Source organism: Acidovorax sp. Root217 (assembly GCF_001428645.1).
Taxonomy (GTDB): domain Bacteria; phylum Pseudomonadota; class Gammaproteobacteria; order Burkholderiales; family Burkholderiaceae_C; genus Acidovorax.
In genome coordinates, this window is record NZ_LMIH01000006.1 from 419,502 (window position 1) to 441,856 (window position 22,355).

Annotated in this window: 20 protein-coding genes; 14 read left to right on the plus strand and 6 right to left on the minus strand. The window is 63.3% G+C overall.

Features of this window, described 5'->3' with window-relative positions:
* Nucleotides 1-3: 3 nt before the first annotated feature.
* From ASE31_RS05970 to ASE31_RS05980, 3 genes are all read right to left on the minus strand, one after another.
* Nucleotides 4-678, minus strand: coding sequence for a response regulator transcription factor (locus ASE31_RS05970; protein WP_007860685.1), 675 nt, complete (start codon nt 676-678; stop codon nt 4-6).
* Between the two features lie 98 nt (nt 679-776).
* On the minus strand, nt 777-1,709 hold the full coding sequence (locus tag ASE31_RS05975; protein ID WP_057200600.1) for an N-formylglutamate amidohydrolase: 933 nt from the start codon (nt 1,707-1,709) through the stop codon (nt 777-779).
* A 138-nt stretch (nt 1,710-1,847) separates the two neighbouring features.
* Entirely contained in the window at nt 1,848-2,813 is a 966-nt protein-coding gene (locus tag ASE31_RS05980; RefSeq protein ID WP_057200601.1) for a tripartite tricarboxylate transporter substrate binding protein BugE, read from the minus strand.
* A gap of 108 nt (nt 2,814-2,921) precedes the next feature.
* On the opposite strand from ASE31_RS05980, the gene ASE31_RS05985 reads away from it, so the two are divergent.
* Nucleotides 2,922-3,845 (plus strand): LysR substrate-binding domain-containing protein, encoded by a 924-nt coding sequence (locus ASE31_RS05985; protein ID WP_057200602.1) that lies wholly within the window; start codon nt 2,922-2,924, stop codon nt 3,843-3,845.
* Nucleotides 3,846-3,859: 14 nt separating this feature from the next.
* On the opposite strand, the gene ASE31_RS05990 is transcribed toward ASE31_RS05985, so the two are convergent.
* Nucleotides 3,860-4,402, minus strand: a complete 543-nt coding sequence (locus ASE31_RS05990; RefSeq protein ID WP_057200603.1) for a MarR family winged helix-turn-helix transcriptional regulator — start codon at nt 4,400-4,402, stop codon at nt 3,860-3,862.
* 143 nt (nt 4,403-4,545) lie between these two features.
* On the opposite strand from ASE31_RS05990, the gene recA reads away from it, so the two are divergent.
* Both recA and recX read left to right on the plus strand, forming a co-directional pair.
* On the plus strand, nt 4,546-5,625 hold the full coding sequence (gene recA, locus ASE31_RS05995; RefSeq protein WP_057200604.1) for a recombinase RecA: 1,080 nt from the start codon (nt 4,546-4,548) through the stop codon (nt 5,623-5,625).
* Between the two features lie 146 nt (nt 5,626-5,771).
* On the plus strand, nt 5,772-6,230 hold the full coding sequence (gene recX, locus ASE31_RS06000) for a recombination regulator RecX (RefSeq protein WP_057200605.1): 459 nt from the start codon (nt 5,772-5,774) through the stop codon (nt 6,228-6,230).
* A 36-nt stretch (nt 6,231-6,266) separates the two neighbouring features.
* Here recX and ASE31_RS06005 read toward each other — a convergent pair whose 3' ends face one another.
* Nucleotides 6,267-7,304: an OmpA family protein gene (locus ASE31_RS06005; protein ID WP_082604036.1), complete on the minus strand. Its 1,038-nt coding sequence runs from the start codon at nt 7,302-7,304 to the stop codon at nt 6,267-6,269.
* Between the two features lie 112 nt (nt 7,305-7,416).
* The gene (gene argC / locus ASE31_RS06010; protein ID WP_057200607.1) at nt 7,417-8,349 is read right to left on the minus strand and encodes an N-acetyl-gamma-glutamyl-phosphate reductase; all 933 of its coding nucleotides are present in this window, start codon (nt 8,347-8,349) and stop codon (nt 7,417-7,419) included.
* Nucleotides 8,350-8,542: 193 nt separating this feature from the next.
* Here argC and sucC point away from each other — a divergent pair, with 193 nt between their 5' ends.
* The 11 genes from sucC to ASE31_RS30860 all read left to right on the plus strand — a co-directional run bounded on the left by sucC (nt 8,543) and on the right by ASE31_RS30860 (nt 22,338).
* Nucleotides 8,543-9,703, plus strand: a complete 1,161-nt coding sequence (sucC, locus tag ASE31_RS06015) for an ADP-forming succinate--CoA ligase subunit beta (protein WP_057200608.1) — start codon at nt 8,543-8,545, stop codon at nt 9,701-9,703.
* Between the two features lie 15 nt (nt 9,704-9,718).
* Nucleotides 9,719-10,615, plus strand: coding sequence for a succinate--CoA ligase subunit alpha (gene sucD, locus ASE31_RS06020; RefSeq protein WP_010464520.1), 897 nt, complete (start codon nt 9,719-9,721; stop codon nt 10,613-10,615).
* A gap of 134 nt (nt 10,616-10,749) precedes the next feature.
* Nucleotides 10,750-11,439: a TerC family protein gene (locus tag ASE31_RS06025; protein WP_057200609.1), complete on the plus strand. Its 690-nt coding sequence runs from the start codon at nt 10,750-10,752 to the stop codon at nt 11,437-11,439.
* A 143-nt stretch (nt 11,440-11,582) separates the two neighbouring features.
* Complete coding sequence (locus ASE31_RS06030) at nt 11,583-14,249, plus strand: CHASE2 domain-containing serine/threonine-protein kinase (RefSeq protein ID WP_235514283.1); 2,667 nt, start codon at nt 11,583-11,585, stop codon at nt 14,247-14,249.
* 19 nt (nt 14,250-14,268) lie between these two features.
* Nucleotides 14,269-15,057 carry a Stp1/IreP family PP2C-type Ser/Thr phosphatase gene (locus ASE31_RS06035; protein ID WP_057200611.1) on the plus strand — a complete coding sequence of 263 codons (789 nt, stop codon included), beginning with the start codon at nt 14,269-14,271 and terminating at the stop codon, nt 15,055-15,057.
* Nucleotides 15,058-15,097: 40 nt separating this feature from the next.
* The gene (locus ASE31_RS06040; protein WP_057200612.1) at nt 15,098-15,754 is read left to right on the plus strand and encodes an FHA domain-containing protein; all 657 of its coding nucleotides are present in this window, start codon (nt 15,098-15,100) and stop codon (nt 15,752-15,754) included.
* Between the two features lie 83 nt (nt 15,755-15,837).
* Nucleotides 15,838-18,096 carry a CHASE2 domain-containing protein gene (locus ASE31_RS06045; protein ID WP_057200613.1) on the plus strand — a complete coding sequence of 753 codons (2,259 nt, stop codon included), beginning with the start codon at nt 15,838-15,840 and terminating at the stop codon, nt 18,094-18,096.
* Between the two features lie 65 nt (nt 18,097-18,161).
* On the plus strand, nt 18,162-18,953 hold the full coding sequence (locus ASE31_RS06050) for an MBL fold metallo-hydrolase (protein ID WP_057200614.1): 792 nt from the start codon (nt 18,162-18,164) through the stop codon (nt 18,951-18,953).
* Nucleotides 18,954-19,177: 224 nt separating this feature from the next.
* Complete coding sequence (locus tag ASE31_RS06055) at nt 19,178-19,714, plus strand: pilin (RefSeq protein WP_057200615.1); 537 nt, start codon at nt 19,178-19,180, stop codon at nt 19,712-19,714.
* A 72-nt stretch (nt 19,715-19,786) separates the two neighbouring features.
* Nucleotides 19,787-20,593 carry a hypothetical protein gene (locus ASE31_RS31450; RefSeq protein ID WP_235514284.1) on the plus strand — a complete coding sequence of 269 codons (807 nt, stop codon included), beginning with the start codon at nt 19,787-19,789 and terminating at the stop codon, nt 20,591-20,593.
* 17 nt (nt 20,594-20,610) lie between these two features.
* Nucleotides 20,611-22,338: a phosphoethanolamine transferase gene (locus ASE31_RS30860; protein WP_082604037.1), complete on the plus strand. Its 1,728-nt coding sequence runs from the start codon at nt 20,611-20,613 to the stop codon at nt 22,336-22,338.
* Nucleotides 22,339-22,355: the final 17 nt, after the last annotated feature.

The following is a 22,355-nucleotide window of genomic DNA, read 5'->3' on the forward strand; positions in this document are numbered from 1 at the left end:
GGGTCAGCCTGGGATTTTTTCCAGACAGTAGCCCAGACCGCGCACCGTGGCAATGCGGATCGGGCCGCGCTCGATCTTCTTGCGCAGGCGGTGGATATACACCTCGATGGCGTTGTTGCTCACTTCCTCGCCCCACTCGCACAGGCGTTCGACCAACTGCTCCTTGCTGACCAGGCGCCCGGCGCGCTGCAGCAGCACCTCCAGCAGGCCGAGCTCGCGCGCCGACAGCTCCACCATCTTGCCGTCGATGGTGGCCACCCGGCCCGCCTGGTCGTACACCAGCGGGCCGTGCTTGATGGCGCTGCTGGTGCCACCCATGCCGCGGCGTGTGAGGGCGCGCACGCGGGCTTCGAGCTCCTGCAGGCTGAAGGGCTTGGCCATGTAGTCGTCGGCCCCGAAATCCAGGCCCTTGACGCGCTCCTCCACGCTGTCGGCCGCAGTAAGAATCAGCACCGGCAGCGCCGAGCCGCGGCTGCGCAGCTTCTTGAGCACTTCCAGCCCATGCATGCGCGGCAGGCCCAGGTCCAGAATCAAGAGGTCGAACTCGTTGTTGGTCAGCAGCGCGGCATCGGCCTCGCTGCCGCTGGCCACATGGTCCACCACGGCGCCGGAGCTGCGCAAGGTGCGCAGCAGGCCATCGGCCAGCACCTGGTCGTCTTCGGCAATGAGGATGCGCATGCGGGTGTCTCCTGTTGGGTGGCATCAGTCTGGTGCTGAGCCTCCCTGGATTCTAGGCGTGCACCGCGTCCAGGGCCTTGCGGCCAGCTTGCGCCGGATCAGCCGCGCGGGTCGTGTGCCAGCAACTTGTCCACCAGCGCGCGCAGGTCGGTGCGCAGCCGCGCCATGCCCTCGGGGTGCTGGGCCAGGGTGGTCTCGTCCATGTAGAGCTTGCGGTTGATCTCCAGCTGGATGCTGTGGCGCTGGCCGGCAGGGTTGCTGTAGCGGCGCACCAGCTCCACGCCCTTGTAGGGGTGGTTGTATTCCACGCTGTAGCCACAGGCGCGCAGGTGCTCGCACACCAGGGCCGAAAGGGCCGGGTCGGCGGTCGTACCATCGCGGTCGCCGACCACGAAGTCGGCATGCACCAGGCCCGGGAAATCGGTGGCGTGGCTCGCGGCCACGGCGGGCATGGAGTGGCAGTTGATGTGGATGCTGTAGCCGTGGCGGGCGTGCGCGGCGGCTATGGCCTGCTGCACGGCACCGTGGTAGGGCCACCAGCAGCGGTCGATGCGGGCCCGCACCTCGTCCACGCCCAGCAGCCGGTTGTAGATGGGCTCGCCCTCGTCCGTGAACTTCCAGATCAGGCCCTTGCCCAGGCGCACCTTGGAGAGCACGCGCGGGTCGGTGGAGATGGGGTCGGTCCACTCACCGTCGAGCAGCGTGGTGTCCAGCTCGGTGGTGTCGCGGTTGGCATCCAGGTAGATGCGGGGAAAGTGGGCTTCCACCCAGGCCACGCCCAGCGCGGGGGCGAAGTCGTAGATCTTCTCGACATGGGTGTCTTCGGCGCGGCGCAGCGTGGGCAGGTCGCAGGCGGATCCGAAGTCGTCGGGGTAGCGGGTGCCGCTGTGCGGCGAGTCGAGTACCAGGGCGGTGGTGCCCGGCAGGTAGGTGAAGGTTGCCGCAGGCGCCAGCGGGGTGCCGGGGGAACCGGTGGCACCGGGCTGGGCCTGCTGGAATCGTCGGTTGATCAGTTTCAAAGCGGCATGCATAGGCAGAGTGTGCGCAATAAGGGGCGGCTGGCCTAGCCGCCCGGACCGGTTGGAGACTATGGTTATCCCTGAAAGGGATCCCGCAGTGCCGCCGGCTGTGGCCTTTGCCGACCCCATTTCTCGGAGGCCGGCGGGGTGTCAGTCGAGCGCGATCTTGGCGTAGGCCGCCACGCGCTTCATCTTGTCGATCTCGCGTACCAGCTGGGCCGAGAACTCCTTGGGCGTGGTGCCCGAGGGGTACAGGCCCTGGCCGGCCAGGCGCTCGCGCACGGCCGGCTCCTTGAGGGCCTGGGCCACGGCCTGCTGGATGCGGTCCACGGCAGCGGCGGGCGTGCCCGCAGGGGCCACCAGGCCGAACCACGAGGGATCGTTGTTGTTGGCGAAACCCAGTTGTGCATAGGTGGGGACGTCCGGCAGCACGTCAAGCCGCTCGGGCCAGGAGACCGCCAGCGCCTTGAGCTTGCCCGACTTGATGTGCGGCAGCGACGAGGCCACCTGGTCGAAATACACGGCCACCTGGCCGGCCAGCACGTCGTTGATGGCCGGGCCTGCACCACGGTAGGGGATGTGCACCATGGAGGTGCCGGTGCTGCTCTTGAACAGCTCGCCCCACATGTGGCCGATGGTGCCGTTGCCGGGCGTCGCGAACGACACCTTGCCCGGGTTGGCCTTGAGGTACTTCACCAGGTCGGCGAAATCCTTGACCGGCAGCGCGGCAGGATTCACCACGACCACACCGGGGGCCTTGACGATCTCGGTCACGCCCACGAAGTCCTTGAGCGGGTTGTAGGGCAGCTTGCTGTAGACGGCGGGGTTCACACCGTGGGTGGACAGGGTGGCCACGCCCAGCGTGAGGCCGTCGGCCGGGGCGCGCGCCACTTCGGCCATGCCGATCGAGCCGCCTGCGCCGGCACGGTTGTCCAGCACCACAGGCTGCTTGAGGATGCGGGTGAGCGACTCCTGCAGGGCGCGCACGGTGATGTCGGTGGCGCCGCCGGGTGGAAAGGGCACGACGATGCGCAGGGGCTTGCCTTCTTGCGCAAAGGACATTCCAGGAATGAAAGATGCAGCAGCCAGGGTGGTGAGCAGGTGACGGCGTTTCATGTGCGGTTTTCCTATGAAGGGGGTTTGAGATTAAATGATCCGGTGCCCACTACCAAGCAATGGATGTGCCTGATAACATTCCAATATGGAATGATTTGAGAACTTACTATGTCTTCTCTTCGACGCCTCTCCCCACCCTTGCACCTTCTGCGTGCCTTTTCCACCGTGACCCGGTTCGGCGGCGTTTCGCGCGCGGCCGAGGCCCTGCACCTGACTCAGAGTGCAGTGAGCAAGCAGGTCAAGGAACTGGAGGGCTGGGTGGGTGTGCCGCTGTTCGAGCGCAGCCGCAAGCGCCTGGCGCTCACGCCCGCCGGGGAGCGCTACGAAAAGGCCGTGCGGGCCGTGCTGGCCCAGCTCGAAGCCGCAACGCTGGAGCTGATCACCAGCGACGACGGCGGCGGCGCGCTGCACCTGTCGAGCCTGCCCACCTTCGCTGCCAAGTGGCTCATCCCGCGGCTGCCGCAGTTCCAGCAGCAGCACCCGCAGGTCACGCTGCACTTCGTTCCCTATGTGCACAGCTACAACTTCGAGCGGCCCGAGCTCGACTGCGCCATCCTCTTCGGCGATGGCCACTGGCCTGGCGCGCATGCCCACTACCTGACGGGGCAGGACGTGGCGCTGATCGCGCCGCGCACCCGCGTGGCGGACTGGGCCATCGACAGTCCGCGCGACGTGGCGCGCCACACCTTGCTGCGCCACGTTACGGTGCCCGAGGCCTGGCTGCGCTGGAGCGAAATGCATGGCGTGCAGGGGCTCAATCCGCTGGCCGGTCCGCAGTTCGACCAGTTCCAGTCCATGATCCGCGCGGTGATGGCCGGCATGGGCCTGGCGCTGGTGCCGCGTTGCCTGGTGCAGGACGAGATCACCAGCGGCCTGGTGCGCGAACCGCTGCCCGGCTGCGGCTACCAAAGCGAAGTCGGTTATTGGTTCTGCTACCCCGAGGGGCGCAACCAGCTGCAGACCCTGCAGCAGTTCCGCCAATGGCTGCTGGCCTGTGCCGAACCTTCGGGCATGCCCACGCCACCTGCCTGAACAGGTTCCTGTCCTCAGCCCCTGGCGCTGTCCCTGCGGCTGGCGCCGTCACCCGTCGTGTCGCCACTGGCGTAGGCTTCCAGCCCGATGGCCACCACCGTGGCCACGTCCCTGCCCACCTCGGCCCGGAACTCGGCTTCGGCCTGGGCCACCGCATCGCGAAAGGCCTGCAGCCAGGCCAGGCCGGTGGGCGTGAAGCACACGCGCCGCGCGCGTGCATCCAGCGGGTCCGCCTCGCGCGTGACCAGGCCCCAGGCCTCGCACTGGTCCACCAGGGTGGCCATGGCCTGCTTGGTCATGCCGGCACGCTGGGCCAGGTCGGTCAGGCGGTCGCCCTGCAGTGCCAAGTGGCGCGTGATGTGCACGTGCGCCGCGCTCACCTGGTCGCGTGCCGCCAGGTTGGACAGGGCCAGCGGCACCTCCACATTGCGCGCCATGAGCTGCAGCACCCGGGCATCGAAGCGGCGCATTGCGTGGCCGAGCAGGCGGCCCAGGTGGGTCTGGCGCCAGCCATCGTCGGCAGGTGCCTGGGGTGGGGCGGATGAAGAATCGGGCATGCTTATATTGTCAGGCAAACTGACCAAATAGCACGTTGCGGCCGTTCAATGCCTCGCATAAACTACTGTTCAAGCATCCAGCCTGTAGTTAATTGCAGACGAAGTGCAAACACCCAACCTGTTGTTTCTCAAGGAGTTTTCTCATGGACGTCGCAGTCAAAGGCACCAACCCCGCCCTCCCCGTCAACACCGAAAAGGCCAAGGCGCTGGCGGCTGCGCTCGCCCAGATCGAGAAGCAATTCGGCAAGGGCACCATCATGCGCCTGGGCGAAGGCGAGGTGATCGAGGACATCCAGGTCGTCTCCACCGGATCGCTGGGCCTGGACATCGCGCTGGGCGTGGGCGGCCTGCCACGTGGCCGGGTGGTCGAGATCTACGGCCCGGAATCCTCGGGCAAGACCACGCTCACGCTGCAGGTGATTGCCGAGATGCAAAAGCAAGGCGGCACCTGCGCCTTCGTGGACGCCGAGCACGCCCTGGACGTGCAGTACGCCCAGAAGCTGGGTGTGCAGTTGTCCGACCTGCTGATCAGCCAGCCCGACACCGGTGAGCAAGCGCTCGAGATCGTGGACAGCCTGGTGCGCTCGGGCGCCGTGGACCTGATCGTCATCGACTCGGTCGCCGCACTCACGCCCAAGGCCGAAATCGAAGGCGAAATGGGCGATGCCCTGCCCGGCCTGCAGGCCCGCCTGATGAGCCAGGCGCTGCGCAAACTGACGGCCACGATCAAGAAGACCAATTGCATGGTCATCTTCATCAACCAGATCCGCATGAAGATCGGCGTGATGTTCGGTAGCCCCGAAACCACCACCGGCGGCAATGCGCTCAAGTTCTACGCCTCGGTGCGCCTGGACATCCGCCGCACCGGCACCATCAAGAAGGGCGACGAAGCCATTGGCAACGAAACCAAGGTCAAGGTGGTCAAGAACAAGGTGAGCCCGCCTTTCAAGACGGCCGAGTTCGACATCCTCTTCGGCGAGGGCATCAGCCGCGAGGGCGAGATCATCGACATGGGCGTGACCGCCAAGATCGTCGAGAAGTCGGGTGCCTGGTATGCCTACAACGGCGAGAAGATCGGCCAGGGCCGTGACAACGCGCGCGAGTTCTTGCGCGAGAACCCCGACCTCGCCCGCGAGATCGAGAACAAGGTGCGTGAAGGCCTGGGCATTGCGCTCCTGCCCGACGCGCTGCAGGCCGCGGCCCCGGCTGCATCCGAAGAGTGATGCATTGAGCATCGCCAGGCAAAGGCTGTCATAGGCAGCCTCTGCCGCAGACGATGGCGGCCATCGCTCTTGCATGGAGCGGTGGCCGTTGTCGTTTGCGACTTCGCTGTCCCATCCACTTGTCGTTCAACTGCGGATCGAAACCCATGGGCTTTGGCACCCTCTCCCTCAAAGGCCGCGCTCTGCGGCTGCTGGGCCAGCGCGAGCATTCACGCGCCGAACTGCTGCGCAAGCTGCGCCCGCATGTGCAGGAGGGCGAGGACCTGGATGCGGTGCTGGCCGAACTGGAGGAGAAGGACTTCATCAGCGAGGAGCGCGTGGTGGCCTCGGTCGTGAACCTGCGTGCCGGCCGCATGGGCGCCGCGCGCATCCGCCAGGAGCTGCAGGCCAAGGGCGTGGGCGGCGAGGTAGTGCAGCAGGCCCTGGCGCAATTGCAGGACACGGAACTGGCGCGCGCCCGCGAGGTGTGGCGCCGCCGTTTTGGCGAGCCCGCTGCCGACCCTCAGGCGCGTGCCAAGCAGGTGCGCTTCCTGATGGCGCGGGGCTTTTCGGGCGACGTCGTGCACCGGGTGGTGCGCGGTGTCGGGGACGACGAAGAGGTCTGAAGTCGGGCGCGAGCCCTGGGGCGCAAAGTGGATGCGCTACTGGAGAACCAGCTCCACGCGCCGGTTCCTGGCGCGCCCTGCGTCGGACCCGTTGGAAGCCACGGGTGCCAGGCTGGCCACCCCGTTGGCGGTGAGCCGGTCGCGGGCAATGCCGTAGTCCCTGGCCAGCGCTGCCGCCACGGCATCGGCGCGGCGGCGGCTCAGGTCGATGTTGGCAGGCAGGTTGCCGGCGTTGTCGGTATGGCCCACCACATGGAGCTTCAGGCCGGCCTGTTGCTTGAGCAACGCGCCGATCTGGTCCAGCGAGGCCTTGCTGTCAGGCTTGATGTCCGCCTTGCCGGTGTCGAACAGGATGCCGTAGATGGCGACCTTGCCGTTGGCATCGAGCCCCTTGGCGATTTCGCTCGACGACAGCGTTTCCATCTGCTGCTCGCGCGCCTTGGGTTCCACGCGTACCACGGTGATGGTGGTGTGCTTCTGGAACTCTTTCTCGTCGCAGTAGGCCGAGGTGATGTCGGGGTTCCAGGTCATCACCGCCATGCCCACTCCGGTGGCCTTGTTGTCGAGCAGGGCGTAGCGCAGGTCGGCCAGGGTACCCGAGGCGCAGGCGGCGGGGCTGTTGTCGCCCACCTTGCCGGCCCAGCCGCCGGGCAGCAGCGAGCGCGGCAGGCTGTGGGCAAAGATGTTGGAGCCGCCGCAGGCATCGCCTGCGCATTCGAAGGAGGTCTCGAAGCCGGCGGCCTTGAGCTCCTGCTGGTAACCGCGCAACACTTCGAGCGAGGAGCGGCCGGCGGGCGCCACGTACTGCAGCGCGGTGCGCTGGCCGGCGCGGTCCAGGCTGCGGGGCGCCACCAGCTTGTCGTCGCTCTGGCTGACCACCTTGGCGGCGGGGAAACGCAGTTCATCGTAGGCGGCGTCATCGCGGTACAGCAGCACCGAGCCGGCGTAGCGCTTGAGCCCTGCGGGATCGGTCAGGCCCTTGATGTCCTGTGCCGGCACCCGGGTCTGGGCCGAGGCGGGCCCTGCCAGTGTGGCCACCAGGGCCGCAGCCACCCACCATGGAGATGTCTTCATGCCAGCCCTTTCGCTCACCGGGGCAGGGGCCCGGTGTGGCGCAATTATGGGTGGCGGGGTGCCGTGCACGCCATGGCGCGGGCCGTGCCTGGCCCGCCCGGCGTGCAGAAAATCACAGACCCAGCATGAGCTTGAGGTTCTGCACTGCGGCGCCGCTGGCACCCTTGCCCAGGTTGTCGAGGCGCGCCACCAGCACCGCGTGGCGGTAGGTCTCGTTGGCGAACACGCGCAACTCCAGCTTGTTGGTGTTGTTGAGCGCCAGGGCATCGAGCTTGCCGTCGGCCGTGGCGGGCAGCACGCTGACCCACTGCTCGGGGGTGTTGCTCTTGGCGTAGTGTGCGGCCAGGGCGTCGTGCAGGTCGCTTGCCTTGGGCGCGCCGGGGAGGGTATCGAGGTGCAGGGGCAGTTGTACCAGCATGCCCTGCTCGAAGTTGCCCACCGAGGGCACGAAGATGGGCCGGCGGGTGATGCCGGTGTAGTGCATGATCTCCGGCAGGTGCTTGTGCGCCAGACCCAGGGCGTACAGCTCGAACAGCGGCGCTTCGCCCTTTTGGTAGGCCTCGATCATGGTGCGCCCGCCACCCGAATAGCCACTCACCGAGGGCAGCGCAAGGGGAAAGTCGGCGGGAACCAGCCCGGCATCGACCAGGGGGCGCAGCAGTGCGATGGCGCCGGTGGCATAGCAGCCGGGGTTGGCCACACGGGTCGCGGCGGCCACGGCCTCGGGTTGGCCGGCGGCCAGCTCGGGGAAGCCGAAGACCCAGCCGGGCGCGGTGCGGTGCGCGGTGCTCGCGTCGATGATCCTGATCTTGCGGGCGGTGGATTGCTCGATGCCGTCCACCATGGCCACGGTGTCGCGCGCGGCTTCGTCGTGCAGGCACAGAACGACCAGGTCCACGCCCGCGATCAGGTCGCGCTTGGCAGCCGGGTCCTTGCGCAATTCGGGTGCAATGCTGACCAGCTCGACCTCGGGCATGGCCTGCAGGCGTTCACGGATCTGCAGGCCCGTGGTGCCGGCTTCGCCATCGATAAAGACTCTGGACATGGGGTGCTCCTGCTGGTCTGGCAGCGTGGACTGCCGGGGGTAAGAATGGATGGACGCCAATGCTGTACGTGTTAGGCACAGGGGATGGTGCGTCGCAGCATGATACAGTCGCCGGTTGCCATGTCCCAAGCCCGCGGCCAGACAACTGTTCATGGTAAACGGGTAACTACCACCCTTCCCTGAGAGAGACCTCATGAAGATTCACGAATACCAAGGCAAGGAAATCTTGCGCAATTTTGGTGTGCCCGTTCCGCGTGGCATTCCCGCGTTCACGGTGCAAGAAGCCGTCGAAGCAGCCCAGAAACTCGGCGGCCCCGTGTGGGTCGTCAAGGCCCAGATCCACGCCGGTGGCCGTGGCAAGGGCGGCGGCGTCAAGGTCGCCAAGACCATTGACGACGTCAAGCGCATTTCTGGCGAAATTCTGGGCATGCAGCTCAAGACGCACCAGACCGGCCCCGAAGGCCAGAAGGTCCGCCGCCTGTACATCGAAGACGGTGCCGACATCAAGAACGAACTGTACGTCTCGCTGGTCACCGACCGCGGCACGCAGAAGGTCGCGCTGATCGCTTCGAGCGAAGGCGGCATGGACATCGAGGAAGTGGCCCACTCCACGCCCGAGAAGATCATCACCGAGATGATCGATCCCCTGACCGGCATCACCGTCGAGCAAAGCAAGAAGGTTGCCGCAGCCATTGGCCTGACCGGCGCTTCCATCGACCAGGCCGTAGACATCTTCGCGAAGATCTACAAGTGCTACATGGACACCGATGCGTCGCTGGTGGAAATCAACCCGCTGAACTGCGACTCCAAGGGCAACCTGATGGCGCTGGACGCGAAGTTCAACTTCGACGCCAACGCGCTGTTCCGCCATCCTGAAATCGTGGCCTTCCGCGATCTGGACGAAGAAGATCCGGCCGAAGTGGAAGCCTCCAAGTTCGACCTGGCCTACATCAGCCTGGACGGCAACATCGGTTGCCTGGTCAACGGCGCCGGCCTGGCCATGGCCACCATGGACACCATCAAGCTGTTCGGCGGCGAGCCGGCCAACTTCCTGGACGTGGGCGGCGGTGCCACCCCCGAGAAGGTCACCGAAGCCTTCAAGATCATGCTCAAGAACCCCAAGGTCGAAGGCATCCTGGTCAACATCTTCGGCGGCATCATGAAGTGCGACACCATCGCCACCGGCGTGATCACGGCCTGCAAGGCCGTGAACCTGAACGTGCCGCTGGTCGTGCGCATGAAGGGCACCAACGAAGAGCTGGGCAAGAAGATGCTGGCCGAGTCCGGCCTGCCCATCATCGCCGCAGACACCATGGCCGAAGCTGCGACCAAGATCGTTGCTGCCGTCAAGTAAGCCCGGAGAACACACATGTCGATCTACATCAACAAAGACACCAAGGTCATCACCCAGGGCATCACGGGCAAGACCGGCCAGTTCCACACTGAAAAGTGCCAGGAATACGCGAACGGCAAGAACGCCTTCGTGGCGGGCGTGAACCCCAAGAAGGCCGGCGAGTCGATCTTCAACATCCCGATCTACGCCTCCGTCAAGGAAGCCGCATCGCAGACCGGCGCCACCGTGTCGGTGATCTACGTGCCGCCCGCAGGCGCTGCTGCCGCCATCTGGGAAGCCGTCGAGGCCGACCTGGACCTGGCCATCTGCATCACCGAAGGCATCCCGGTGCGCGACATGCTCGAAGTGCGCAACAAGATGAAGGCCAAGGAAGCCGCCGGCGGCAAGCGCACGCTGCTGCTGGGCCCCAACTGCCCCGGCCTGATCACGCCCGACGAAATCAAGATCGGCATCATGCCCGGCCACATCCACCGCAAGGGCCGCATCGGCGTCGTGAGCCGCTCCGGCACGCTGACGTACGAAGCCGTGGCCATGCTGACCGAAGTGGGCCTGGGCCAATCGAGCGCCGTGGGCATTGGTGGTGACCCCATCAATGGCCTGAAGCACATCGACGTGATGAAGGCTTTCAACGACGATCCGGACACCGATGCCGTGATCATGATCGGCGAAATCGGCGGACCCGATGAAGCCGAAGCCGCCCAGTGGTGCAAGGCCAACATGAAGAAGCCTATCGTGGGCTTCATCGCTGGCGTGACGGCGCCTCCCGGCAAGCGCATGGGCCACGCCGGCGCGCTGATCTCCGGTGGTGCCGACACGGCCGATGCCAAGCTGGCCATCATGGAAGAGTCCGGCTTCATCATCACGCGCAACCCCTCGGAACTGGGCAAGCTGCTCAAGGCCCAGCTGAAGTAAGCACACCCGTCCGTAAGCACAATTACGGACGCATCGGGCGCAAGTGCCCGATACACTGGCCGCTCCAAAAAAAGAAGCGCCCGGAACCCCGGTTCCGGGCGCTTCTTGCATTCATAACAGTGGAGTCATCGACAATGGAATTTCTGCAAGGTGCCGACTTCTGGATCGGCCTGATCAAGATCGTCTGGATCAACATCATCCTCTCGGGTGACAACGCGGTGGTGATCGCCCTGGCGGCACGCTCGCTGCCACCTGAGCAGCAACGCAAGGCAGTGTTCTGGGGCTCCGGCGCAGCGGTGGTGCTGCGCGTGCTGCTCACAGTGGTGGCAGCCAAGCTGCTGGCCCTGTCCTTCCTGCAGATCGTGGGCGGCTGCCTGCTGCTGTGGATCGGCTTCCAGCTGCTCAGCGATGGTGACGAGGACGAAGGCGAATCCAAGACCTATGGGAGCCTGATGGCCGCAGTCCGTACCATTCTGGTGGCCGATCTGGTCATGAGCCTGGACAACGTGATCGCCGTGGCTGCTGCCGCACAGGGCAGCACCCTGTTGCTGGTCCTGGGCCTGGCCATCAGCATTCCGCTGGTGGTGTTCGGCAGCACGATGATGATCAAGCTGATGGAGCGTTTCCCGGTGATCGTGGTGCTGGGCGCGGCCCTCATTGGCTGGGTGGCGGGCGAGACCATCGCTGGCGATACGGCACTGCAGGGCCTGGTGGCGGCGCATCCTTCGCTGCACTATGTGGCTGCGGCATTGGGCGCCATTCTGGTGGTGGGCGGTGGCAAGCTCTGGCAGCGCCGCGCCAGCCGCGCGGCCGCCTCGACCTGACAAAAATGGCACTTGCAGCGCCGAGCGTTGCGTGCCAGCGACAAGAACGGCAGGCAAGGGCCGCGACCATGGGGTCTGGGGCGCGCCAAGGGCCGCCCGGGGCCGGGCTTGGAAATTGCTTCTAAAGGTATCTCATTACCTCCGTGGATCGATTGCAAGTGGGCAGAACAACATCGGGACAGCAGCTGGTTTGGTGGCGTACCGATGGCTTTGTCTGCGCACTGGTGGCCGCCGTCGTGGTGGCCGTGGCCAGCGCGATGGGCTGGGTGCACCGGCTGGATCTGGCCATGTACGACGCCGCCGTCGGCAGCACGTCGGCCGAGCCCGCTGCAGACCTGGCGGTTGTCGGCATCGATGACCGCAGCTTCAAGACCCTGGGGCCCTGGCCCTGGCAGCCCGAGGTCCACGCCCGTTTCGTAGACCAGCTCACGGCCGCCGGCGCCCGGGCCATCGTCTACACCATGCCGCTGCCGGAAACGCCGGCCCGCCCCTTGCCCCTTCCTGCTCCCGCCGTGTCTGGCGAGCCACAGGCGGCTGGCGTGCCTGGCGCGGACAGCGCCGCCCTGTCGGGCGATGCGCGGCTGGCTGCGAGCATGCAGCGCGCAGGCAACGTGGTGCTGGTGTCGCAGTATGCGGCGACCGGCCCTGCCACACCGCTGCCGCCGTATGTGCGCCGCAGCGCGCTGGCCAATCCGGGAGAGCATGCCGTGCCTGCGGCCTCGGGGCGGCATCCCCCCGCGGTCCTGGGTGCGGCGGCATCTGCCATTGGCCACCTGCAGCTGGACTCTGACCCCGACGGTGTGCTGCGCCAGATGCCTCTGCTGCTGGCGCATGACAGCGCCGCAGTGCCATCGGTCGCGCTGTTGACGGTGCTGCGCAGCCTGCAACTGGGCGCGTCCGATCTGCGCCTGCAGGCCGCTGCGCCCTGGTTGCGCCTGGGCAGCCTGGGTATTGCGACCGACAGTACGTCGGTGCTGCGGCCCCTGTTCCATGCGCCGGAAAGCGGCCAGCCGGTGTTTGCCCGGACCGCGTTCGCACAAGTGCTGTCTCCGGCGGGCGCCTCCGGCTTCCAGGGCAAGACCGTGCTGGTGGGTTTCACTTCGGCCGCACAGGCGGCGCCCCTGGCAACGCCGGGCGGCCAGTCGCTGTACCCGGTGGAGGTGCTGGCGCAGATGGTGTCGACCATCCGCCAGGGCCATGCCGTGACGGCGCCGGATTGGGAGCTGCCAGTGGCATGGCTGGCCATCGTGGCGGCAGTGCTGTACCTGGCGTTGGCGTTGCCGCAGGTGAGTGCACTGGCCGGCCTGGCCGTGAGCATGGCCTTGCTGCTGGCACTGGCCGGGGCCCAGTGGCTGGCACTGGAGCACGCGCTGATCTCCTTCTCCCTGCTGGGGGCTGCGCTGGTGGTGGCCGTGGGGCAGGCCGCCATGCTGGCGCTGAAGCTGCGCGGTGGTGGGGGCTCTTCCCGCACGAAGTCTGCCGAGGCAGCCGAGTCCAAGCGCATGCTGGGCTTGGCGCTGCATGGCCAGGGCAAGCTGGAGCAGGCGTTCGAGCACTTTCGCCGCCTGCCGATGACCGAGGCCCTCAAGGACAACCTGTACCACCTGGCACAGGATTTCGAGCGCAAGCGCAACTACGCCATGGCCAAACTGGTGTACGAGCGCATCCTGCGCCACGACAGGCAGTACAAGGACGCCAAGACCCGCTACCGGAAGATGCGCGCCCGGGCCAAGTCGGCTTCGGGCCAGCCCGACACGGCGCCGCCACCGAGTTCGGCACCGATGCCCATGCCCAGCGTGCCGGCCACGCCGCGCCTGCCGGGCGACGCGACCATCGGTCTGCCCATGCTGGGCCGCTACGAAATCACCAAGGAGCTCGGCAAGGGTTCCATGGGCGTGGTGTACCTGGGGCGCGATCCGAAGATCGGCCGCATGGTGGCCATCAAGACGCTGGCCCTGGGACAGGAGTTCGAGGGCGACGGGCTGATCGACGCCCGTGCGCGCTTCTTTCGCGAGGCCGAGACGGCGGGGCGCCTGCAGCATCCCTACATCGTGACCATCTTCGATGCGGGCGAGGAGCACGACCTGGCCTATATCTCCATGGAGTTCCTCAAGGGGACGGACCTGTCGCCCTTCTGCAAGGAGGGCAACCTGCTGCCGGTGCCGCTGGCGCTGTCGGTGGCGGCCCGCGTGGCCGAGGCGCTCGACTATGCCCATGCCAACCAGGTGGTGCACCGCGACATCAAGCCGGCCAACGTCATGTTCGACGCGGCGACCGATGCGGTCAAGGTGACCGACTTCGGCATTGCGCGCATCACCGATTCCAGCAAGACCCGCACGGGGCTGGTACTGGGCACACCGAGCTTCATGTCGCCCGAACAGCTGGCGGGCAAGAAGGTGGACGGGCGCTCGGACCTGTATTCGCTGGGCGTGACGCTGTTCCAGATGCTCACCGGCTCGTTGCCGCTGCGCGGAGCCTCCATGCCCGAGCTGATGCATAAGATTGCCAGCGTGCCGGCGCCCGACGTGCGCACGCTGCGGCCCGAGCTGTCGGCCGAGGTGGCTGAGGTGGTGGCGCTGTCGATGATGAAACGCCCCGAAGCCCGTTACCAGACGGGGCGCCAGTTTGCGGCCGAGATCCGGCGTGCACTGGCAGCGCTGGTAGCCGCTGAAACCGGCACAAACCAGCGGACAGTCGTCTATGATGCGGCTCGCAAGGCAACACGGAACGACATGGCGGACTTTCAGGAAACAGTGACGGAATATCCTGCACAGAGGGACTCTTCGCTGCCGCCATCCAGCGCCCGATGAGGCCTGTGCCGCTTTATCCATGAATTACGATTTTTTTGCGCGCACCGATCGGGGGCGGGTGCGCAGCAACAACGAAGACGCCGTCGCGATCGACCGGGATGCCCAGCTGGCCATCCTGGCCGATGGCATGGGGGGCTACAACGCAGGCGAAGTCGCCAGCGGCATGGCCACCACCTTCATCCGCACGGAAATGGCCCGCTGGCTGTCCCAGGCCGGCAGTACCCCCCAGGCGACGGATGTGCGCCGAGCGCTGGAAATCTGCGTGGAAAACGCCAACCATGCCATTTTGGGGGCGTCGCTTTCGAACCCGCAGTACGCCGGCATGGGGACCACGCTGGTGGCGGGCATCTTCCAGGGATCCCGGCTGATTCTTGGGCACATCGGCGATTCACGCTGCTACCGCCTGCGCGGCGGAGTGCTGCAGCAGATCACGCGTGACCACTCGTGGCTGCAGGAGCAGGTGGATGCCGGCATCCTCACGCCGCACCAGGCGGCGATCTCCTCGAACCGCAACCTGGTCACCCGCGCTCTGGGCGTGGAGCCCAATGTGCTCATGGAAGTCAATGAATTCCAGGTGGCGCCGCACGACCTGTTCCTGATGTGCTCGGACGGGCTCACGGACATGGTGTCCGATGCCGATCTGGCGGAGATGGTGCGTGCATCCCTCCCGCTGGAGGAAAAAACCACATTGCTTATTGATACCGCCAATGCACACGGCGGTCGTGATAACGTTAGCGTACTGCTGGTACAGGCTGGTGCGGGGGGCAAGAAGCGCAGCCTGATGTCCCGCCTGCTGGGTGCTGCATGACGGTGCCGGCCCATAACAAATCTCAAATCAGGAGTGGATCATGCCCAGAATGATCGTTTCGATCGACGGCGTCGTCATCAAGGAAGTTCAGTTGACCAAGGACCGCACCACCCTTGGACGCAGGCCGTACAACGATATCGTGATCGACAACCTGGCGGTGAGCGGCGAGCACGCGATCTTCCACATGGTCGGGAATGACGTCGAGATCGAGGACCTGGGCAGCACCAACGGTACCTACGTGAATGCCAAGGCCGTCAAGCGCCAGGAGCTGCGCAATGGCGATACGGTGGAAGTGGGCAAGTACAAGATCCGCTTCCTGCACGAGGCCGAGGGCGAGAATTTCGAGAAGACCATGATCTTCAAGCCCGGCATGGTGCCGCCGCTGGGCGCCGTATCGCGCCCGGCAGGGCTGCCGGGTGCCCCGCCACCCGCACCGATCACGGCGGTGATCAAGGTCATGTCCGGCGCAGCCGCAGGGCGCGAGGTCTCGCTGCTCAAGGTGGTGACCACCATTGGCAAGCCGGGCGTTGCCGTGGCCTCCATCACCAAGCGCCACCACGGCTTCGTGCTGGCGCATGTGGAAGGCCCGGACATGCCGCTGCTCAACGGCTCGGCCATCGGGCTGTCGCCGGTGCCGCTCAAGCACGGCGACAAGCTGGAGCTGGCAGGCACCGAGATGCAGTTCGAGCAGACCTGACGGGCGCGCTGGCCTCCGGCTACCCAAACCGGCCTGTGCCATGGACATTGCCATGAACCACCAGGCACTGCCGGGTTAGGTCCATGCGCCAACGGATCGCCCACTGGTTGGCGCGCCGCTGGCGTCGCATGGCGGTGACGATGCTCCCGCTGGCGTTTGCGCTGCTGCATGTGGTGGGTATCCTGCACCTGCCGGTGCTGGACCGGCTTGAGAGCATTGTTTACGACACCCGCTTGCTGGCGACCATGCCGCGCACGATGGACGAGCGCATCGTCATCGTCGATATCGATGAGCACAGCCTGGAGCGTGTGGGCCGATGGCCCTGGGGGCGCGACAAGATGGCCCGCTTGGCCACAGAACTGCTGGAGCGCCAGCAGGTTGCGGTGCTCGGTTTCGACGTGCTCTTCGCGGAGCCTGACTCCAGCTCGGGCCTAGCGAACCTGCGGCGCCTGGCCGATGGTCCCTTGCGCGGGCAACCCGGCTTTTCCGAGCAGCTTAGCCGTCTGGCACCGTCGCTGGACTACGATGCGCTTTTTGCCGAATCGCTGCGGGGTCGGCCCGTGGTGCTGGGGTACTACTTTACCAGTGACCGCGATGGCCGGAGTCGGGGCGCTTTGCCCGAACCTGCGCTGCCTGTGGAACGCCTTCGGGGGCGTCCCCTCGCTTCTACCTCCTGGGTCGGTTATGGCGGAAATGTAGAGACGTTCGCTCTGGCGGCTGCCTCGGCCGGATTCTTCAATTCCGCCACCGACCCCGATGGCATCGTGCGCGCCTTGCCGCTGCTGGCGGAGTACCAGGGGCGCTACTACGAGTCGCTGGCCCTGGCCATGCTGCGGACCGCACTGGGCATGCCGGACCTGTATCCGCTCTACGCACGCTCAGAGGGGGACCATGATGTGCTGCAGGGCCTCATTCTGCGCACGGGCGGACGCTCCCTCACGCTGCCGGTCGACGACAGGCTGACCGCCTTGGTGCCCTACCGCGGTCTGGGCGATGTAACGGGAGGGTCGTTTCGCTACATCTCGGCCAGCGATGTACTGGAAGGGCGGCTGACGGCGGGCAGTCTGAAGGACCGCATGGTGCTCGTCGGATCCACTGCACCCGGGTTGGTGGATCTGCGCGCGACTCCCGTGGCAAGAAATTATCCTGGTGTGGAGACGCATGCCAATGTGCTGTCGGCTTTTCTGGACGGCACGAACATCGTCCAGCCGGAATACGCGCGGGGCTTTGACGTGCTTCAGCTGTTGTTTTCCGGCCTGCTGTTGGCATTGCTGCTTCCGTTGCTGACGGCGGGGTGGGCGGTACTGCTCAGTGCGGCCCTGGTGTCAGGCTTGGTGGGGGGCAATCTCTGGCTGTACCTGGCGCATGGCCTGGTCATGCCCCTGGCAACGGCCCTGGTGATGGCGCTTTCCGCCTTCGCGCTGAACATGGTCTACGGCTATTTCGTGGAAAGCCGGTCCAAGCGGGAGCTGGCCACCTTGTTCGGCACCTATGTGCCGCCCGAGCTGGTGGACGAAATGGTCAAGGAGCCCGAGCGTTACAGCATGCAGGCTACCAACCAGGAACTGACGGTGATGTTCTGCGACATGCGCGGCTTTACCGCCCTGTCGGAGCGCATGGAGCCGTTGCAGCTGCAGGCGCTGCTCAATGGCGTGTTCAGCCGCCTGACGCATATCCTGCGCAGCCGGCACGGCACCATCGACAAGTACATGGGCGACTGCGTGATGGCGTTCTGGGGGGCCCCGGTGGTGACCCCGGAGCATGCCCACATGGCGGTCATGGCCGCGCTGGACATGGTGCGGGCCGTGGCCGAGCTCAACGAAGAGCACCGCAGCAAGGGCCTGCCGGAGATCGGCGTGGGCATCGGCCTGAACACCGGCACCATGTGCGTGGGGGACATGGGCTCGGACATCCGGCGCAGCTACACGGTGATCGGCGACGCCGTCAACCTGGGCTCCCGTCTGGAAGGGCTGTCCAAGACCTACGGCGTGACCGTGGTGGTCAGCGACACGACCCGTGCCATGGCCCCGGGATTCATCTGGCAGGAGCTGGACCGGGTGCGCGTGAAGGGCAAGGCCCAGGCAGTCACCATCTACACGCCCGTGGGCACGGTGGCCGAGCCGCTGTCGCCCGAGCGGGAGCAGCAACTGGCCCTGTGGCACGAGTTCCTCGCCAGCTACCGGGCCCAGGAATGGGATGCATGTGCCCTGCTTTTGCAGAATTTGCAGGCATTGCAACCTGCGAGCATCCTGTATTCGCTGTATGCCGGCCGCATGGAGGCCCTGCGGGTGTTACCCTTCCAGCCGGACTGGGATGGTGCCACCCAATTCGATACCAAGTAGCCGGCAGACGCAGACGAACAACAGACAGCCAGAAGAGACAGACGGAACAAACAGGACTGCATGACATGAAGGTTCGCGTACTGGGGTGCTCCGGGGCCATCGCCAAAGATTGCCGGACCACCTCCTTCCTGGTCAATGACAACATCCTCATCGATGCAGGGACAGGGGTGGGCGACCTAGCGCTGGACGAAATGCGGCGCATCGATCATGTGTTCCTCACGCATTCCCACCTGGACCACATTGCGGCACTGCCGCTGATGCTGGATGCGGTGTCGTCGCTGCGCAGCAGCCCGGTACAGGTGCACGCGCTGCCCGGCACCATCGCCGCCCTGCAGGCGCATATGTTCAACAATGTCATCTGGCCGGACTTCAGCCGCATTCCCACGCCCGATCAGCCGTTTCTGCAGTACCAGACGATCTCGGTAGGGGAGCGACTGCACGTCGAAGGCGTGCACCTGGAGGTTCTGCCTGCCGTGCATACGGTGCCTGCCGTGGGCTACGCGGTGGCCGGAACCACTGGCTGGTGGGTGTTCAGCGGTGACACGGGCCGCAACCCGGACTTCTGGCAACGCGTCAATGCCTTGCCCGTCACCATGCTGGTCATCGAGACCGCCTTCAGCAACCGCGAAACCGCCCTGGCCCAGCGCAGCCTGCATCTGTCACCCCACACCCTGGCGCAGGAACTGGCCCAACTGACGCCCGGCAAGTGCTGCCCCATCTACATCACCCATACCAAGCCGTCAGAGACTGAGCTGATCATGGAAGAGATCCGCCGCTTCGACCAGAGCGCGGGGCTCCGGGGGGCCGCTCCGCATGACATTTATTGGCTCAAGGCAGGGGACGAGTTCGAGTTCTGACGACTGTGTTGCAGATGGTGACGTTTGTGGTGTGACAAGAATGTCGCGATGAAGCCCTCAGTGGTGGTGGGGAAACACTTTGGTGACAAATGACCCATTTGGGGGAGCGGTTCAGGCCCGGTGACGCAGTGTTAGAGGGGTGGCACGGAACCTGCTGATGTGGAGTCAGCCTGGAGAAATTTTCGACAGGTGTTCACTTGCAACCGACTCCCAGGAGAATTTATATGAAGCGTTCCATGCAAAAGGGCTTTACCCTGATCGAATTGATGATCGTTGTGGCGATTATCGGTATTTTGGCTGCTGTCGCTTTGCCTGCTTACCAAGACTACACGGTGCGCGCGAAGGTTTCGGAAGCCGTTATCGCTGCGTCGTCTGCCAAGTCGCTGATGTCCGAAGCATTCCAAACGGACGGTATTACCGGTCTGACGGCTGCAGCCACTGCCTATGCGGCGGTTAGCTCTTCGCAGAAGCAATCCAAGTATGTTGACGATGTGGTCATCGCAACGGCTTCCCCATGGAACATCACCGTAGCGGTTGCTGCTACTGCGGGCAATGGTATTCCCACGGGCTTGAATGGCAAGGTTCTGAATTTCTCGCCCAACGTGCAAAAGCTTACTCCTTCGTCGACTGCACAAGGCGCCATCGACTGGGCATGCACCAGCACCACTGATGCTACGGCCACCGCGCGCGGATTGGGCAACAAGGTTCTGGATGCAGCCAACGGCCTGCCAGCCAAGTACGCACCATCTGAATGCCGTTAATTATTCGCTAGTTGCGGATGAGGTATGAAATGCCCGCATTCGCGGGCATTTTTTTTGGAAAATTAATTGGATATGCGCGGTTTCAATTTCAGCAGCAATCGTTGGTTGTTTGCCATGCGGGCGGCGGGAGCCCATTTGGTGGCTTCAGGTATTGTTATTTCTTTGCTCGCTTATGTTGCATTTTCTACCTGGTTTGTTCAGCCTTGGGGAGAAATATCGGGAGGGATGGGGATTCTGCTACTGGTACTGTGCGTAGATGTAGTTTGCGGACCGATATTGACATTGATTGTCTTTGATCCCAAGAAGGAAAAGAAAGAACTGCTGATGGACTTGGGATTTATCCTTGTGCTTCAATTGACAGCTCTCGGCTACGGAGTTCATACTCTTAGTCAAACTCATCCTTTGGCGATCGTTTTTGAAGTGGATAGATTCAGAGCAGTTGGATATGCTGACTTGGATGAATCTGAAGCTGATCGCTGGCCTGAATGGGTCAATCCCTGGACGCTATCGGCGCCTCGCGTGCTCGCGGCAAGGCGTGCTCACACTGGGGAAGAAAAATTTGCGAGCATTGATGCATCACTTCAGGGAGTTGAGCCAGGTCAACGGCCAAGTTGGTGGCAGGATTATCAATCGCAAGTGCCGGAAGTTCTTGTGAAATCCCGATCTGTAGTCGATTTAAATGCTCGACGACCGGATCAATCGAACGTTCTGCAGAATTCTCTACAAAAGGCTGTTCAAACTGCGCTGGACTCTGAGACCAAAAATCCGGATGAACTTCGGTGGCTGCCTCTCGTTAGTCGCAAGTCCACAGATTGGGTGGTAATTATTGACCCCGTCACAGCGCGAATTCGCGGCTATTCCCATGTCGATGGGTTTTGAGAATAGAGGGTAGCCGTATGCCTTCCCTCTCAATGGAAAATGCCAGGCGGAATTTTGCGTGGCTATTATTTTATGCCCTCTGTGGGGTATTTGTTTCGGCTAGTTTGACGGCTACCCTTGACGGAACTCCAACTCAATATATCCGATATGGTGAAGCGCTGTTTTTTTCTTCATCCATATTGGTTGTCTTTTTTTCCGTGCTGAAGAAGATATGGATCGGGCTCCTGGTGGCATTACCATTGGCAATCCTGGTGCCTATCGAACTCTGGTCGCGCATCAATTTAGGTGTGCCTGTATCTCCGCAATCGATGGCGCTGGTATTGGAAACATCCGCGGCCGAAACGGTCAATTTTTTCCTGGCATATGGCGAAAAGTTGATTCCTGTTTCATCACTTTGGATTGGTGTCTATTGCGCGGCCTTGTTGGCATCATACCGTCAAGGGTTGGAGTGGCCACAGAAGACGAGATTGCTGGCGCTTACCGCCTTGCCTCTCATTATTTTTATCTCCTACGCTAATCTTGGGATGCCGCCTTGGATTGCTAAAAAAGATTCGTCTAATCCGTTTGATGGTCGTGTTGCCCAAGGGTGGAGTCAGCAGTGGCTCGATATTTTTCCAGTAAATATAGTCGTAGCATTTCAACAATACGGCATTGAAGAGAACAAGATGGCAGGAGTGCAGGCCGCAATAGCAAGTAAGAAGGTCAATATAAAGCTATCGCAACATGTGGAAATGCCAGAATTAGTTGTGATCGTTGTCGGCGAGTCTTCTAGCGCTGGTCGATGGAGCTTGCTCGGTTACGAACGGGAAACAAATCCACGCCTTTCAAAAGAAAGCAACATGGTCGTATTCGGGGACGTGATTGCATTGTCAACGGCTACACGAAGTGCAGTTCCTGGTGTTTTGTCGAATCGCCCGGCATTGCGACCTGATGGCAGTGTTGATTTAAATCCAGACCCATCCTTTATCACTGCATTTAAAGAGGCCGGATACAAAACATATTGGTACTCTAATCAGGCACCCTTTGGTAAGTTTGATTCTTCAATTGCCGTTCATGCAAGAGAATCTGCAGTCGTTAGATTTTTCAATCCGGCTACATTCGATTCGTCGGGGAGTTTCGATGGGGTGCTGATCAGTCCTCTGGCTGAAGTGTTGAAAGAAAATGGAAAAAAATTAGTAGTTCTTCACACAATGGGTAGTCATTTTGACTATAAGCAGAGATATCCCAAGGAGTTTGGAATTTTCGATGAGTCTAGGGGTGGGGATGTCTCAGAGGAGATGTTGCTGAATGACAGCTATGACAATAGTGTGGTTTACACTGACTACTTTTTAGCGGAAGTAATACGTCTTGTAAGTAAGAGCGCCTCCAAGGCTGTTGTTGCATATTTTTCGGATCATGGGGTTGATTTACCTGGCGGTAAATGTAAATACAGAGACGCCTCGCGTTTTACTGAGTCTGCTTATCATGTTCCTCTCATTGTCTGGTTCAGCGCTGAGATGCGGAATGTAAGAGGAGACATCTGGGAAAAGTTGCTCGCGAACAAGAATGCACCATTTACCACCGGAGCACTTTCTTCCACGCTTCTTGAAATTTCTGGTATTAATGTATTGGGTAGAAATGATAGCGAGAATCTCTTGGAGAAGCAGGGGGGGCGAGAAAAGACGCGATTGGTTGGCGTCTCCGGCGCTTTGATTAATTTTGACTCAGCGAAAAAAAGAAATTTCTGCTTTATTTCGGCTGGCTAGATTATCTGGGATGGAAT

Excerpts from the sequence above, each read along its gene's own strand:
- ASE31_RS05980 (WP_057200601.1), bottom strand. The coding sequence starts at position 2,813 with ATGAAACGCCGTCACCTGCTCACCACCCTGGCTGCTGCATCTTTCATT.
- ASE31_RS05970 (WP_007860685.1), bottom strand. The coding sequence starts at position 678 with ATGCGCATCCTCATTGCCGAAGACGACCAGGTGCTGGCCGATGGCCTG.
- ASE31_RS06055 (WP_057200615.1), top strand. The coding sequence starts at position 19,178 with ATGAAGCGTTCCATGCAAAAGGGCTTTACCCTGATCGAATTGATGATC.
- ASE31_RS05985 (WP_057200602.1), top strand. The coding sequence starts at position 2,922 with ATGTCTTCTCTTCGACGCCTCTCCCCACCCTTGCACCTTCTGCGTGCC.
- sucC (WP_057200608.1), top strand. The coding sequence starts at position 8,543 with ATGAAGATTCACGAATACCAAGGCAAGGAAATCTTGCGCAATTTTGGT.
- ASE31_RS06040 (WP_057200612.1), top strand. The coding sequence starts at position 15,098 with ATGCCCAGAATGATCGTTTCGATCGACGGCGTCGTCATCAAGGAAGTT.
- sucD (WP_010464520.1), top strand. The coding sequence starts at position 9,719 with ATGTCGATCTACATCAACAAAGACACCAAGGTCATCACCCAGGGCATC.
- ASE31_RS05990 (WP_057200603.1), bottom strand. The coding sequence starts at position 4,402 with ATGCCCGATTCTTCATCCGCCCCACCCCAGGCACCTGCCGACGATGGC.
- ASE31_RS31450 (WP_235514284.1), top strand. The coding sequence starts at position 19,787 with ATGCGCGGTTTCAATTTCAGCAGCAATCGTTGGTTGTTTGCCATGCGG.
- recA (WP_057200604.1), top strand. The coding sequence starts at position 4,546 with ATGGACGTCGCAGTCAAAGGCACCAACCCCGCCCTCCCCGTCAACACC.
- ASE31_RS06025 (WP_057200609.1), top strand. The coding sequence starts at position 10,750 with ATGGAATTTCTGCAAGGTGCCGACTTCTGGATCGGCCTGATCAAGATC.
- ASE31_RS06035 (WP_057200611.1), top strand. The coding sequence starts at position 14,269 with ATGAATTACGATTTTTTTGCGCGCACCGATCGGGGGCGGGTGCGCAGC.
- argC (WP_057200607.1), bottom strand. The coding sequence starts at position 8,349 with ATGTCCAGAGTCTTTATCGATGGCGAAGCCGGCACCACGGGCCTGCAG.
- recX (WP_057200605.1), top strand. The coding sequence starts at position 5,772 with ATGGGCTTTGGCACCCTCTCCCTCAAAGGCCGCGCTCTGCGGCTGCTG.
- ASE31_RS06050 (WP_057200614.1), top strand. The coding sequence starts at position 18,162 with ATGAAGGTTCGCGTACTGGGGTGCTCCGGGGCCATCGCCAAAGATTGC.
- ASE31_RS06005 (WP_082604036.1), bottom strand. The coding sequence starts at position 7,304 with ATGAAGACATCTCCATGGTGGGTGGCTGCGGCCCTGGTGGCCACACTG.
- ASE31_RS05975 (WP_057200600.1), bottom strand. The coding sequence starts at position 1,709 with ATGCATGCCGCTTTGAAACTGATCAACCGACGATTCCAGCAGGCCCAG.
- ASE31_RS06045 (WP_057200613.1), top strand. The coding sequence starts at position 15,838 with ATGCGCCAACGGATCGCCCACTGGTTGGCGCGCCGCTGGCGTCGCATG.
- ASE31_RS30860 (WP_082604037.1), top strand. The coding sequence starts at position 20,611 with ATGCCTTCCCTCTCAATGGAAAATGCCAGGCGGAATTTTGCGTGGCTA.